This window comes from Caulobacter sp. Root655 (genome assembly GCF_001427665.1).
Classification (GTDB): Bacteria; Pseudomonadota; Alphaproteobacteria; order Caulobacterales; family Caulobacteraceae; genus Caulobacter.
Window position 1 is genome coordinate 305,750 of record NZ_LMHC01000021.1, and the last position, 14,310, is coordinate 320,059.

Below are 14,310 nucleotides of genomic sequence, written 5' to 3' on the forward strand. Positions count from 1 at the left end.
AATTCTTGGCGCTCAGACGCGGAATCGCCCATGCGCATTCAGTCCCGACATCCCGGTCCCGCTCCCAAGGTGGAACCGCGCGCCCTGGAACGCTGCGATCAGGTGCTTGAGGTCCTGGCCCCCGAGGACTGGACCGACGCCCGGGTCGAGGCCTGGCTGGACTGGTCACAGGGCGTGTTCGACGCCGACCTGCCGCTCGGCGGGGGCCCCGCCCGCTATGCCAACCGTCTGGCCCAGGCCGGCCTGGCCGATGGCCTGTTCGGCGACGCCGCCGACGCCGACGCCTTCCGCGACGCCCTGCTGGTCACCATGTTGACTGGCATCGCCTCGCCCGCCGGCCCGCTGGCCGCCCCGACGCACCTGCCGGACGTCGGCGAGATCGAGTTCAAGCGCGTCGCCGTGGGCCACCTGGCCCGCTGGCGCTCGGCTCAGCTGGCCGCCAAGGCCGCCGCGCGCCTCGACGCCGCCCTGGCCCAGGTCGGCGACGCCGTCGCCCGCTGCCATGGCGACGCCAAGGCCTGCTCCGACCCGCGCAAGAACAGCGCCCTGGGCCGCGCCGCCCGCCGGGCCCGCGACCTGGGCGCCGACGACCGCATGATCCTCGACGCGATCGTCCTGGCCGGCGCGCCGCGCACCGCCCTGATCGACCCGGAGGCGCAAGGCCCCGTCCCACTGGTCGCCTCGGCCTCGCGCCAGGGCGTCGCCGCCGTCGATGAAGCAACCAGCTTCGCCGCCCAGGTCGGCTGGGAGACCAGCGCCCTGACCCTGGCGATGTCGCCGGAAGACGCCGAGGCCCTGGCCCGCGGCGCGGCCGTCCGCGCCGCCATCGACGTCACCGCCTTCCAGCACGACGGAGCCTTCGACTGCGAGGGCTTCAACCAGACGGTCGGCCTGTGGACCACGGCCCTGGAGATCGAGCGCGGCGAGCGCCCGGCGCAGATCGGCCTGGCCGGGGTCGGCGACTGGCTGCTGGCCCAGGGCCTGTCGCCAGCCGGCGACGCCGCCCGCGACGCCGCCGCCGCCCTTTGGGCCCTGGCCGTCGGCGCGGCCCTGTCGGCCAGCGCCGAGGCCGCCGCCGTGCTCGGCGTGGACCCGATCTTCGCCCAGGAACGCCAGGTCCTGCTGCGCGGCCTGGCCGAGCGCCGGGTGCGCGCCGCCGCCCTGCGCTCGCCCCTGGCCGCCGAGGCCGCCGCCGCCCTGGCCGTGGCCCATGGCCTGGCCCGCAAGCACGGCCTGCGTTCGGCCCGCCTGGTCGCCGCCTTCGCCGACGCCGAGACCGCCCTGCGCCTTGGCGGCAAGCCCCTGGGCCACGCCGCCGCCGCGTCGCCGGTCTCGACGGCCCAGACCGCCGACGGCCTGCTGATCCCGACCTTCAGCACCGCCGCCCACACCTGCTTGACGCAGGCCGGGTCCGACTTCGACGCCGCCCGTCGCCACGCCATGGGTCATGGCAGTCTGGCCGAGGCCCCGGCCATCGACCACATGGTCCTGCAGGCCCGCGGCTTCACCGCCCACGAGATCGAGCAGGCCGAGGACGCTCTGCGCCATGCCGACGGCCTGCGCGCCGCCTTCGCCCCGGCGGTGATCGGCGCGGGCTTTCTCAGCGACGTGCTCGGCGTCCCGGCCGAGGCCCTGGCCGACCCGAACTTCGACACCCTGACCTTCGCCGGCTTCTCCGAGGTCGAGATCGACGCGGCCGAGCGCCATGCCCTGGGCGCCCGCCGGCTGTCGGACTGCGAGGCCCTGGACAACGACATCCGCGCCCTGTTCGCCGCCGTCGAGGCGCCGGCGCTGGCCGACCGCCTGGCGATGATCGAGGCGGTCGAGACCTTCACCTGCCTGGCCGCGGCGGCCGTGCTGGACCTGCCGTTCGACGCCCGCCCCGCCGACGCCGCGCGTCTGCAGGCCGCCGCCGCCCGGGCCGGGGTCCGCGCCCTGCGCCTGAACCGCGTCGCGCCGCCGGCCGGCTTCGTGCTGTCGCTGCCCGAGGCCGAGGTCGAGGCGCCCAAGCCGGCCCGCGCGCTCGACCCAGTCGCCGTCGAGGCCAAGCTCGCCCCGCCCAAGGAGCGGATCGTCGAACGCGTGGTCGACCGGGTCGTGGAGCGCGGCGGCCGCGCCCGCCGCAAGCTGCCCGACCGCCGCAAGGGCTATATCCAGAAGGCGGCGGTGGGCGGCCACAAAGTCTATCTGCACACCGGCGAGTACGAGGATGGCGAGGTCGGCGAGATCTTCATCGACATGCACAAGGAAGGCGCCGCCTTCCGCAGCCTGATGAACAATTTCGCCATCGCCATCTCGATCGGCCTGCAATACGGCGTGCCGCTGGACGAATTCGTCGACGCCTATGTGTTCACGAAATTCGAACCGGCCGGGCCGGTGACGGGCAACGACTCGATCCGTTCGGCCACCTCGATCCTCGACTACATCTTCCGCGAGCTGGGGGTTTCGTACCTGGGTCGCGACGACCTGGCCAACGCCGACCCCGGCGAATTCAACGCCGACGGCCTGGGCCGGGGCGAAGGCGTCGATGACGGCGAGGTCGAGGCCGAGCCCCTGCCCGCCAGCAAGTTCATCTCCAAGGGCTTCTCGCGCGGCGCGGCCCCCGACAACCTGGTGTTCCTGCCGTTCGGCGGCCGCCGGGCCGAGGAGGCGCCCCCGCCCAGCGCGGCCGGCGACGTCTGCCCGGCCTGCGGCGACATGGCGCTGCGCCGCATGGGCGGCCTGGTGACCTGCGACAGCTGCGGGACCCAGGCGAGCGATCGCAGCGAGGGCGACGGCGCGAGCTAGCGCGCACCGCCGTGCGTCCTTCGAGGCTTCGCTCCGCTACGCACCTCAGGATGAGGAAGACAGCACAACGTTCCTCATCCTGAGGCGCCCTCCAGAGGAGGGCCTCGAAGGACGCAGGGCGCTTCCCGATCTCAGCTGTCCGCAGGCCCCAGGCCGTTTCCTTGGCCTTAAGCTTGCGAGGGCATGCTTAATCGACGTTCCCGCCGAAAGACGCGTGCCAGAATGAAACCGATCGCCTCGCTCCTCGCCATCGCCACCGTGGCTTTCGCTGTCCCCGCCATGGCCCAGAACGCCGGCCAGATCGCCAGTGTCCGGGCCGGCGCCAGCTGTCCGCGCTGCAATCTGTTCCAGGCCGACCTTTCGGGCCTGGGGCTGAAGGGCAAGAACCTGGCCGGGGCCCGCCTGCGCCAGGCCGACCTCAGCCTGGCGGAAATGAACCGCACCAGCTTCGCCGGCGGCGACCTGCGCGACGTCAATTTCTACGGCGGCGTGTTCGGCGGGGCCAACTTCGCCGGAGCCAACCTGACCAATGCCAGCTTCGTCGGGGCCTATCTGGAAGGGGCCGGTTTCCGGGGCGCCACCCTCACCGGCGTCAACCTGTCGGGGGCCGAAATGGACCGCGCCACCGGCCTGACCCAGGCCCAGCTGAACGGCGCTTGTGGCGACGGCTCCACTCAACTTCCGCGCGGCCTGTCGGTCCGCCCCTGTCGTTAAACTTCCGTCATTACCGCGATTTAAGTGGCGCCCAGCGCCCGGTGGCCCCAAATCGTAACTCAAGCGGTCGCTTATTCTCGACCGGCCTGGAGGTCTCGATGTCCCGATTGGGGATGACTATCGCAGCCCTGACCCTCGCCCTGTCGGCCCTTGGCCAACAGGCCTATGCGGGGGTCGAGGACAAGGACGTGCCGCGGATGATTTCGCTCGGCGGAACCTGCGTGAATTGCGAGCTGTCCGGCCGCAAGCTGACCGGCGCCCGGTTCACCGGCGCCAACTACGCCAAGGCCAACCTGATGGGCGCCGACCTGCGCGGCGCCAGCTTCTTCGGTTCCAACTTCACCGGCGCCGACCTGTCGCGAGCCGACCTGCGCGGGGCCGAGATGCGCGGCGCCAACTTCGTGAGCGCCATCTTCACCGACGCCAAGCTGTCGGGCATCGAGAGCAGCGGCGCCAACTTCCAGGGCGCCGACCTGGCCCGGGTGGACCTGTCGTCGTCCGAACTGCACGGCGCCAACTTCGTCGGCGCCAACCTCGAGAAGGCCAACCTGTCCAGCAGCGAGCTGATGGGCGCCAATCTGCAGGGCGTCAACGCCCGCTACGCCAGCTTCCAGTCGGCCGAGCTGAACGCCAGCAACATGATCGGCGGCAATTTCGAGCGGGCCAACTTCCGCGACGCCGAGTTCACCGGCTCCACCCTGCGCGGCGCGGTGTTCGGCGGGGCCGACTTCCACGGCGCCGACCTGTCCGGCGCCAATCTGGGCGGCGCGGACCTGTCGGGCGCCAGGGGCCTGGACCAGGACCAGCTGGACGAGACCTGCGGCGACGGCGGCACCCGCCTGCCGGCCGGGCTGAGCATCCGCAACTGCTCGGGCGACCGCCGCAATTTCCGGGTCAGCGGCGACTTCCAGCGCGCCCAGGCCGAGGCCGCCCGGGCCCAGATCGAGGCCCATCGCGCCCAGATCGAGGCCGCGGCCCGGATCGCCGCCGTCCCCAAGCCGCCCAAGCCTCCCAAGCCGCCGGCCCCGCCGAGATACTGAGCGCGGCCTGCTCCTGAAAAGAAGCCCTCCGATCCCGATGGACCGGAGGGCTTTTTCGTATGGGCCGAACCCGACCAATCTACACCTTGATAGGCGGAGCCGAGCGGATGTGCAGTTCCTTGTATTGCCGCTCCTGGGCCTCGGCCGGGGCGTTCATCAGCAGGTCCTGGCCCTGCTGGTTCAGCGGGAAGGCGATGACCTCGCGGATGGCGACCTGCTCGGCCAGCAGCATGACGATGCGGTCGATGCCGGGGGCCAGACCGCCGTGCGGCGGGGCCCCGTAGCGGAAGGCGTTCAGCATCCCGCCGAACTGCTCCTCGACCACCTCGGCGCCGTAGCCGGCCACTTCGAAGGCCTTGAGCATGATCTCCGGCTTGTGATTGCGGATCGCGCCCGAGCACAGCTCGTAGCCGTTGCAGACGATGTCGTACTGGTAGGCCAGGATCGACAGCGGGTCCGCGTTCTCCAGCGCCGCCATCTCGCCCTGCGGCATCGAGAACGGGTTGTGCGAGAAGTCGACCTTCTTCTCGTCCTCGTTCCATTCGAACATCGGGAAGTCGACGATCCAGCAGAAGCGGAACTGGTCCTCGTCGACCAGCTTCAGCTCGGTGCCGACCCGGGTGCGGGCCAGGCCGGCGAACTTGGCGAACACCGCCGGATCGCCGGCCACGAAGAAGGCGGCGTCGCCGGTCTTCAGGCCCAGCTGGGCGGCGATGGCCGCGGCCTTCTCGTCGCCGATGTTCTTGGCGATCGGGCCGGCCGCGCCCTCCTCGTTGCCGTGCTCGTCGGCGGCGCGCCAGAAGATGTAGCCCAGGCCCGCCGCGCCCTCGCCCTGCGCCCACGAATTCATGCGGTCGCAGAAGGCGCGGTTGCCGCCGGTCGGGGCCGGGATGGCCCAGATGGCGTTCTTGGGATCGGCGGCCAGGATCTTGGCGAACAGGCCAAAGCCGCCCTCGCGGAAGTGCTCGGAGACGTCCTGCATCTCGATCGGGTTGCGCAGGTCGGGCTTGTCGCTGCCGTACTTGGCGATCGATTCCTTGTAGGGGATGCGCTGGAACGGATAGGCGCTGACCCGCTTGCCGTTGGCGAACTCTTCAAAGACGCCATGCATCACCGGCTCGATGGCCGCGAACACGTCTTCCTGCGTCACGAAGCTCATCTCGACGTCGAGCTGGTAGAATTCCAGCGACCGGTCGGCCCGCAGGTCCTCGTCGCGGAAGCACGGGGCGATCTGGAAATAGCGGTCGAAGCCGGAGACCATCAGCAGTTGCTTGAACTGCTGGGGGGCCTGGGGCAGCGCGTAGAACTTGCCCGGGTGCAGGCGCGACGGCACCAGGAAGTCGCGCGCGCCTTCCGGCGACGACGCCGTCAGGATCGGGGTCTGGAACTCGTTGAAGCCCTGGCCGAACATCCGGCTGCGGATCGACTGGATGACCTTGCTGCGCAGCACGATGTTCTTGTGCAGGGTCTCGCGGCGCAGGTCGAGATAGCGGTGCTTGAGGCGGATTTCCTCGGGATAGTCGGGCTCGCCGAACACCGGCAGCGGCAGCTCGGCGGCCTCGCTCAGCACCTCGACGGCGGCGACGCGGATCTCGACCGCGCCGGTCGGCAGGTTGGGGTTCACGGCGGCGGCGTCGCGGGCCACCACCTCGCCGTCGATGCGGATCACGCTCTCGGCCCGCAGGCGCTCGACGATGGCGAAGCCGGGCGTCTCGGGGTGCAGGACCAGCTGGGTCAGGCCGTAATGGTCGCGCAGGTCGACGAAGACCAGGCCGCCGTGGTCGCGCTTGCGGTGGATCCAGCCCGACAGGCGGACGCTGGCGCCGGTGTCGGCGGCCCGCAGGGCGCCGCAGGTATGGGTGCGATAGGCGTGCATCGAGGTCATGAAAAGGTCTTTGAAAGGCTTCGAAACGCGGTGATTTGCAAGGCGCGGAAAGGCGCATGGGGGGGCGTGGATGTCAAGGATTCTGGCCCGAAGGCCCTCCCCCACAGGGGGAGGACTTGAGACACGGCTTCGCCGCCTCACGCGGTTCACCGCGGAGCTATCGGAAAGGGTCGCGGAGCGCCGGACACCGTCCGGAGTGTGTGAGTAGTAACCGTTTCGACGAAGCCCGATCGCTCCGAAATCGTGTAACTTTGTTCGCCATGCGCCGAGCGTAAGTCGCTCAGCCGGGGACGCGCACTCACGGCAAGACCTCGGCCGATCAGCCTCCGAACGTGGGGTGAGTGCGTGTCCCCAACGTCATCCACGACGTCAAACGCCTAGGCGAACTCATGGCCTCAAGGGCAAGCTCAGCGGATCAAGGTGGGGACACGCACTCACCCTGACCGTCCCGCGAACTTGGCCAGCGCACCGTCGTGAGTGCGCGTCCCCGGGCCTACCCGCCAAACCATCCCGCCAGCTTCTTCAAGCTCTCCTTCGACCCCTCCTTGTTGTCCGCCGGCCGCAGCCCCGGCGGCAGGTTCTCCGACAGCAGGGTCACCCGCGTACCGCCCGGCGCGGCTTCCAACGACACGGTGATGGTCATCTCGCCCTTCAGCGCCGAATCGTCGGTGTCGAACACCACCGCCCAGACTACCTGGCGGCCCGGCTTGATGGCCGCGAAGCGCACGCGGGTGCGATCCTCGCGTTCGGCGGTCTTGCCGAGCTGCTGGGTTTCGCCCTTCGGATAGTAGAGCGACATCTCGAATCCGCCGCCCACCCGGCCGTCGAAGGCGTGCATCTGGCCGGTCATGTCGCCCGGCGGCAGCCATTGGACCAGGATCTCGGGGTCCATCAGGGCGTTCCAGACGGCGTCATGGGCGGCGGGGATCAGGCGGCTGGCGCGGGTGGTGGGTGCGGGCATGGGCGCAGCCTACACCGGAGGCACGGGTCAGTCCTTGATGACGAAATAGCCCAAGGTCTCGGTATCCTGCCACAGGGTGCAGGTTCCCGTGCCGGCGATGTCGATCTTCTTGCCCAGGCTGTAGGCCGACAACAGCACCGCCAAGCGCGCCTGGCCGGCGGGGGTGGACACGTTGATCGCCCAGCGGGTGGGCAACACCGCGGCGGGGCAGCTCGGCAGCGCCGAGCGCACGCCGTCGTGGTTGAAGAACACGATCCCGCCGTCGGCGTATGACAGGATGTTGCTGATCTTGCCTCCGGCGGAGTCGGACGCGTGGGCGGCCGAGGCCAGGGACAGCGTGGCCGCGCACAGGGCGGCGCCGAAAAGTCGCATGGGAGGTCTCCTTGGCGCCCGACGGGACGCGCTTCCAAAGCTTGGCCATAGAAGCGAAGCGGAAAGGACGGTGCAACCTTGCGAAGACTCTTGCCGTCGGGGACGGGCACTGACGACGGGGCTCTTCAAGGTCTGGCGAGGCGGTCAGGGTGAGTGCGTGTCCCCTCCTGCATCCCCGAGGCTTGCAAGCTTTCCTGGATCGAAAGAAAACGCCGCTGACGACGTTGGGGACACGCACTCACGGTGGGGGCCCCGTGAAGCCGTCCGGCGCCGTGGGGTGAGTGCGCGTCCCCGGCTACGCCGCCCCGCCCTGCCCCTGCGCCGCCAGCCACCGCATCCGGTAGGCCATCATCGCCGTCTCCCCCAGGTGGGCCGTCAGCCGCCAGTTGACCACGGCTCCGACCGGCGCCCCGACCACGGGCAGCAGCTGGGCGAGCTTCGCCAGGTCGATATGGTCGCGGTACTGCTGCTGGAAGGCCCGCCAGTCAAAATCGGCCAGGTCGGCGGGGTGCGGGCGCGTGTCCCAGTCGTCCATGGCCTCCAGCACCCGGACCCGGTGTTCGGCGTCGGAAAAGGCCAGCTCGAAGATGTGCAGGATATAGAGCCGCTCGCTCAGCACCCCGCCGTCATGGCCGTAGAGGGCGGCGATCTCGAACAGCAGCTTCAATTTGAAGCTCATCAGCAGCGGGAAATCGGCCGCCGCCAGCAGGAACCCGCCCGCCCCGGCCACCCCGCCCTCGGCCCCGGCCGCCTTCTTCCAGCCGTCGATGGCGGCGCGGACCTTGGCCTCGCGCTCCTCCAGGCTGGCCCCGCGCAGCGGAGACGCCGTGGCGAAGTCGGCCCCGGTCAGGATCGCCCGCGTCATCCCCTGCATGGCGGCGGTGACGGCGGCGTGGACCTTCTCGGGAATGATGGCGTTGATCTTCCGCTGGACGGCGCGGGAGGCCGCGCCGAGCGGGCCGGCGGGGCGGGTGATGCGGGCGCGCCAGGCGGCGAGGTCGGCGGAGGTAAAAATTAGCTTTGCCATTCAGGTTAGTTGCGGGGTTTCTCCGGCACAGTTAGCTTCCGAACATGCTGACCCGTATCGAAATTGATGGCTTCAAAACTTTCGAGAACTTCTCGCTCGATCTAAGGCCCTTTTCAGCGATCGTGGGACCCAATGCGAGTGGAAAGTCGAACCTTTTCGATGCGATAAAATTCCTGTCACTGCTCTCGCAGCACGACATCCGCACAGCAATGCAAGACCTGCGAGGAGAGCCAGAAGAGCTGTTTCGAATTACCGAAGACGGCTCTGCGTCGGAGATGTCATTCGCGACTGAGGTCTTGCTTGAATCGCAGGGCGTTGACGCCTTCGGCGCCAAATACAACGTGCGTGCACAAAGGCTTAGGTACGAACTCACCTTAGCTATGAAGCTCGACAGTCGCGGATTTCCGAAGGGCATATTTGTGACTAGGGAAAGCTGCGCAGAAATATCAAAAAAGAACGATACCGCCTTGTATTTAAAGGGGGCCCGGGTCGAATATTCGGGCAGGAAAACTCCTTTTATAAGCATTAAGGAGGGTGTTGACGGTGAGGTGGCGGCTTTCGAAATTCGCCAGGATGGCCCTGCCGGCGATACAGGAGCGACTAAGCGTGGACGGCCAGTCACGCTTCCGGCTCTTGAGGCATCGAGAACTGCGCTTTCCACAATCACCACGGCTGAATTCCCTCATCTCTACGCACTTCGAGATGTTTTTACATCCACGCGATTCCTAGAGATCAATCCACAGGCAGCAAGACGTGCGAGCGACAGATTTGAGCTTAAGCAATTGAGGCCTGACGCCTCAAATCTGGCAGCCGTATTGGCGCGACTGCAAGATGAGACATCTACGGACACCAGGCCAAACGGCGTCATTTCAGACATATCAGTTGATTTGGCCTCACTCATACCAGCAGTCAGGCAGGTGAAAGTTTACAATGATGCAAATGCCAAAGAATATTCATTTGCTGTTTCAACTTCCGAAAAACTCAACTTTAGTTCTCGCGTGATATCCGACGGCACTATTAGGCTTCTCGCGCTTCTTTCTATTCTCGACGACCCTCAAAGGCGGGGAATTTTGTGCTTTGAAGAACCCGAGAACGGCGTGCACGAGGGGCGCATTGAGGCGCTTGTCAGTCTACTGAGGGAGGCCGCCTCTACCAAAAGCACGATCGGAGAAGAGCCCCTGTTCCAGGTTCTCATAAATACCCACTCCCCTGCCGTGATGCATGCACTTGAAGATAATGAGATCGTGGCTGCTGATGCAGTGAGCGTTGTAGATCCCGCGACCAAAACTAGATCCGTGAAAACTAGAATGCGAACGGGCGTTGAAACCGCTCTGTTTCAACTGAACCCGGAAACCGACATGACGCGGAAAGAAGTGGAAAACCTGCTACGTAAAAAGAGCGATGAGGCATAATGTATCTCTCTTGGGCAGCATTTTACGAGGGCGGATCTGATCGCGCTTATTTTGACTCCCTCGTTCCAAGGATACTCGAGGATATAATCTTATCGCACGGAATTCGTCTTGTTAATATTCCAGCATTTCCAGCTCTCTACCTCGGAAGCAATGGCAGGGAGGTGGAAGCGGTATCGAGGGAGATTTGTGCGAACAAGGATGCATTTTATCTAATCTTCGTTCACGCGGATATTGGGGGAAGAGGTATTGCTGCGACACTCGGCAATAGGAGCGTAAGTTATTGCAACGCCGCACACCAACTTTGCCAATGGGACCAACAACGATGCGTAACGATAACGCCAAAGCATGAAACGGAGGCATGGGCACTAGCGGACCCGGTCGCGGTGGCTGGAGCGCTTGGCTACAGCGGGAAGCCGCAGGCATTAGGCCTTCCTTCCACAGCGACCGAAGCCGAGTCGCTAAATGACCCCAAAGCCGTACTGCAGATGGCGGCCAATGAAGTTCTTGGACGAAGAGCAAAGAGAGGTTTTGGGCAACTTTTTACGACAATAGCTCAGACGCAAAGCATAGATATGCTTAGGGGCTCAAGGTCCTTTTCCGATTTTGAGACGCGTCTGAAGCAGGGGCTTCGCTCTCTCGGCTGCATATAACATCCACACCTCTCCCTTCCTCATCCCCAGCCAAACCGCCCTGCCATCTCGCCCTCCGTCCGTCCGCGCCCTATATCTGCGGTAACAGAGTAACCACGTCCGGACCCCGCCTTGCCCCGTCAGTTCCGACTGCCGCTGCACGCCCCGCCCCGTTGGGACCGGGAGTCGTTCGTGTCGTCGCCCACCAACGTCGACGCGCTGGACGCGCTGGACGCCTGGCCGGCCTGGCCCGAGGGGCGGCTGGCCCTGGTCGGGCCGGCGGGGACGGGCAAGACCCACCTGGCGCGTGACTGGGCGCGGGCCCACGAGGCCGTGGTGATCGAGGCGGCCTCCACGGGAAACAAGCCGCTGGACCTGGCGGCCCTGCGCGGCCGGCCGCTGCTGGTCGAGGACGCCGACCGGCGGGCCTCCTTTAGTGGAGAGGGGGGCGACACCGTCGACGACGAGACCCTGTTCCACCTGATCAACATGGCCGGGGTCGACGGCGGCAGCCTGTTGCTGACCGGCCGCCTGGCCCCGATCGCCTGGGAGGCGGCGGTGCCCGACCTGCGCTCGCGGCTCAACGCCCTGCCCGTGGCCCGCATCGAGGAACCCGACGACGTGGTGCTGGCGGCGGTGCTGCGGCGCGGCTTCGAGGCGGCGGGCATCCGGCCGGCCGCCGACCTCTATCCCTACCTGATGGCGAGACTGCCGCGCTCGGCCCCGGCGGCGCTGGCGGCGGTGGCGGCGCTGGACGAGGCGTCGATCGACCAGGGGCGCGAGGTCAACAAGGCCCTGGCCCTGGCGGTGCTGGCGTTCGGGGAGGACGACGGGGAGGACGGGGACGACGAGGTTTGATCTCGTTCCGCCCCTCCCCGCCTTCGCTCCCAAAACGGTCGTCATCCCCCGCTTTATGCGGGGGACCCAAGCGGCGTCGCCAGTTCAGCAAGATCGCCGCCGCCAGCTCGGCTTGGGTCCCCCGAACAAGTCGGGGGATGACGACCTTAATGCGCGTTGTCGTGGTCGCGAAGGACGCACCACGTTCCCGCCCACCCAATGTCTTGCTCCTGTCACCACCCTCCGTCACTCTGTACGCAGTGAACCGGAGACCCTCATGACCGACGCCGCCGCCCTGTCCCTGCCCGCCGCGCCGTCGCCGGCCGCGCCGGATCCGGCGGGGTTGCGGCTGGACGAGGAGTTCCTGGCCTCGCCCGAACGGTTCTTCAACCGCGAGACCTCGTGGCTGGCCTTCAACGAGCGGGTGCTGGAGGAGAGCGCCAACCCCCGCCACCCGCTGCTGGAGCGGCTGCGGTTCCTGTCGATCAGCGCCAACAACCTCGACGAATTCTACATGGTCCGGGTGGCCGGCCTGAAGGGCCAGGTGCGCGAGGGCGTGCGGGTGGTCAGCCAGGACGGGCTGACGCCGGGCGAGCAATTGCTGCGCATCAACGCCTCGGCCGCCGAGCTGATGGCCGAGCAGCAGCGGATCTGGACGGAGGTTCGGGCCGAGCTGTGGGGCGAGGGCCTCAAGCTGCTGGACGCCAAGGACATCCACGGGGCCGACCGCGAGCGGGCCGAGGAACTGTTCCTGACCCGGATGTTCCCGGTGCTGACGCCCCTGGCCATCGATCCGGCCCACCCCTTCCCGTTCATCCCCAACCTGGGCTTCTGCCTGGCGTTGAAGCTGCGGCGGATCGCCGACGACAAGCACCTGTACGCCCTGGTGCCGGTGCCCAGCCAGGTGCAGCGGTTCTGGGAGCTGTCGCAGGGCCCGACCAAGACCCGCAAGCGCGAGCGGCGGATCGTGGCGCTGGAAAGCTTCATCATCCTCTTCCTCGGCCACCTGTTCCCCGGCTACGAGGTCGAGGGTCGGGGGCTGTTTCGCCTGATCCGCGACAGCGACCTGGAGATCGAGGAAGAGGCCGAAGACCTGGTGCGCGAGTTCGAGGCGCGGCTGAAGAAGCGCCGGCTGGGCCGCGTCGTGCGGGTCAAGATCCAGACCACCATGCCCGACGACCTGCGCGAGTTCATCATCGAGGGCCTGCGCGCCGAGCCCGACGACGTGATCATGGTCGACGGCAAGCTGGGCCTGGCCCAGATGGCCGAGCTGATCCCGCCCGACCGCCCGGACCTGAAGTTCAAGCCGTTCAACGCCCGCTTCCCCGAGCGCATCCGCGACCACGGCGGCGACTGTTTCGCGGCGATCCGCGAGAAGGACATTCTGGTCCACCACCCGTTCGAGAGCTTCGACGTGGTGGTGCAGTTCGTCCGCCAGGCGGCCCGCGACCCCAATGTGCTGGCCATCAAGCAGACGCTGTACCGCACCTCCAAGGACAGCCCGATCGTCGCGGCCCTGATCGAGGCGGCCGACAACGGCAAGAACGTCACCGCCCTGGTGGAGATCAAGGCCAGGTTCGACGAGGAGAATAACCTGAAGTGGGCCCGCGACCTGGAGCGGGCCGGCGTCCACGTGGTGTTCGGCTTCGTCGACTGGAAGACCCACGCCAAGCTGTCGGTGGTGGTGCGGCGCGAGGGCGAGGCCCTGCGCACCTATTGCCACTTCGGCACGGGGAACTACCACCCGCAGACGGCCAAGGTTTACACCGACCTGTCGCTGTTCACCTGCGACCCGGCCCTGGGCCGCGACGGCGGCAAGCTGTTCAACTTCATCACCGGCTACGCCCAGCCGCACGGGCTGGAAAAGCTGTCGTTCTCGCCCGAGACGCTGAAGCCCGACCTGCTGACCATGATCGCCACCGAGGCCCGCAACGCCCGCGACGGCAAGCCGGCGGCGATCTGGGCCAAGATGAACGCCGTGGTCGACCCGCAGATCATCGACGCCCTCTACAGCGCCAGCCAGGACGGCGTGCAGATCGACCTGGTGGTGCGCGGGATCTGCTGCCTGCGGCCGGGCATCAAGGGCCTGTCGGAGAACATCCGCGTCAAGAGCATCGTCGGCCGCTTCCTCGAGCACAGCCGCATCGTCGCCTTCGCCAACGGCGCGGCCATGCCCAGCGGTCAGACCCGGGTGTTCATCAGCTCGGCCGACTGGATGCCGCGCAATCTCGACCGCCGGGTGGAAAGCCTGGTGCCGGTCGAGAACCCCACCGTGCACCAGCAGATCCTCAACCAGATCATGGTCGCCAACCTCAACGACGAGGCCCAGAGCTGGACCCTGGACGCCGAAGGACGTTACGCCCGCGACCCGGCCTGGGACCGCAAGGGCGCCTTCTCGGCCCACGAATACTTCATGACCAACCCCAGCCTGTCGGGGCGCGGCCACAAGGTGAAGGACCTGCCGCAAGCCTTCGACCACGTGGGACCGCGGCGGGGGTGATCACAGCGAAAACCCCCTCAGTCGCTCCGCGACAGCTCCCCCAGAGGGGGAGCATCTGCTCGGCGTAGATCCTCCCCCTTTGGGGGAGGTGGCCCGAAGGGTCGGAGGGGGCCTTCCCCAGCGAAATTCCCACCGTCGCCCGATCC

Annotated in this window: 10 protein-coding genes; 6 read left to right on the forward strand and 4 right to left on the reverse strand. The window is 67.4% G+C overall.

The window, feature by feature from the left end; genetic code table 11:
* Positions 1-30 precede the first annotated feature (30 nt).
* The 3 genes from ASD79_RS12865 (at position 31) to ASD79_RS12875 (ending at position 4,541) form a co-directional block, all read left to right on the forward strand.
* Entirely contained in the window at positions 31-2,787 is a 2,757-nt protein-coding gene (locus ASD79_RS12865; protein ID WP_056722210.1) for a ribonucleotide reductase, read from the forward strand.
* Between the two features lie 222 nt (positions 2,788-3,009).
* Positions 3,010-3,501, forward strand: coding sequence for a pentapeptide repeat-containing protein (locus tag ASD79_RS12870; protein WP_056722211.1), 492 nt, complete (start codon positions 3,010-3,012; stop codon positions 3,499-3,501).
* Between the two features lie 113 nt (positions 3,502-3,614).
* Positions 3,615-4,541: a pentapeptide repeat-containing protein gene (locus tag ASD79_RS12875; protein WP_235524437.1), complete on the forward strand. Its 927-nt coding sequence runs from the start codon at positions 3,615-3,617 to the stop codon at positions 4,539-4,541.
* Positions 4,542-4,620: 79 nt separating this feature from the next.
* Here ASD79_RS12875 and aspS read toward each other — a convergent pair whose 3' ends face one another.
* The 4 genes from aspS to ASD79_RS12895 all read right to left on the reverse strand — a co-directional run bounded on the left by aspS (position 4,621) and on the right by ASD79_RS12895 (position 8,786).
* Complete coding sequence (gene aspS, locus ASD79_RS12880; protein ID WP_162252361.1) at positions 4,621-6,426, reverse strand: aspartate--tRNA ligase; 1,806 nt, start codon at positions 6,424-6,426, stop codon at positions 4,621-4,623.
* 493 nt (positions 6,427-6,919) lie between these two features.
* Positions 6,920-7,387 (reverse strand): SRPBCC domain-containing protein, encoded by a 468-nt coding sequence (locus ASD79_RS12885; protein WP_056722215.1) that lies wholly within the window; start codon positions 7,385-7,387, stop codon positions 6,920-6,922.
* A 27-nt stretch (positions 7,388-7,414) separates the two neighbouring features.
* Positions 7,415-7,759: a hypothetical protein gene (locus tag ASD79_RS12890; protein WP_056722217.1), complete on the reverse strand. Its 345-nt coding sequence runs from the start codon at positions 7,757-7,759 to the stop codon at positions 7,415-7,417.
* Positions 7,760-8,054: 295 nt separating this feature from the next.
* Positions 8,055-8,786 carry an EcsC family protein gene (locus ASD79_RS12895; protein ID WP_056722219.1) on the reverse strand — a complete coding sequence of 244 codons (732 nt, stop codon included), beginning with the start codon at positions 8,784-8,786 and terminating at the stop codon, positions 8,055-8,057.
* A gap of 44 nt (positions 8,787-8,830) precedes the next feature.
* Here ASD79_RS12895 and ASD79_RS23285 point away from each other — a divergent pair, with 44 nt between their 5' ends.
* From ASD79_RS23285 to ASD79_RS12905, 3 genes are all read left to right on the forward strand, one after another.
* Positions 8,831-10,198, forward strand: a complete 1,368-nt coding sequence (locus tag ASD79_RS23285; protein ID WP_082584913.1) for an AAA family ATPase — start codon at positions 8,831-8,833, stop codon at positions 10,196-10,198.
* Positions 10,199-10,959: 761 nt separating this feature from the next.
* The gene (locus ASD79_RS12900) at positions 10,960-11,685 is read left to right on the forward strand and encodes a hypothetical protein (RefSeq protein WP_056722221.1); all 726 of its coding nucleotides are present in this window, start codon (positions 10,960-10,962) and stop codon (positions 11,683-11,685) included.
* A gap of 256 nt (positions 11,686-11,941) precedes the next feature.
* Positions 11,942-14,164: an RNA degradosome polyphosphate kinase gene (locus ASD79_RS12905; RefSeq protein ID WP_082584914.1), complete on the forward strand. Its 2,223-nt coding sequence runs from the start codon at positions 11,942-11,944 to the stop codon at positions 14,162-14,164.
* Positions 14,165-14,310 lie beyond the last annotated feature (146 nt).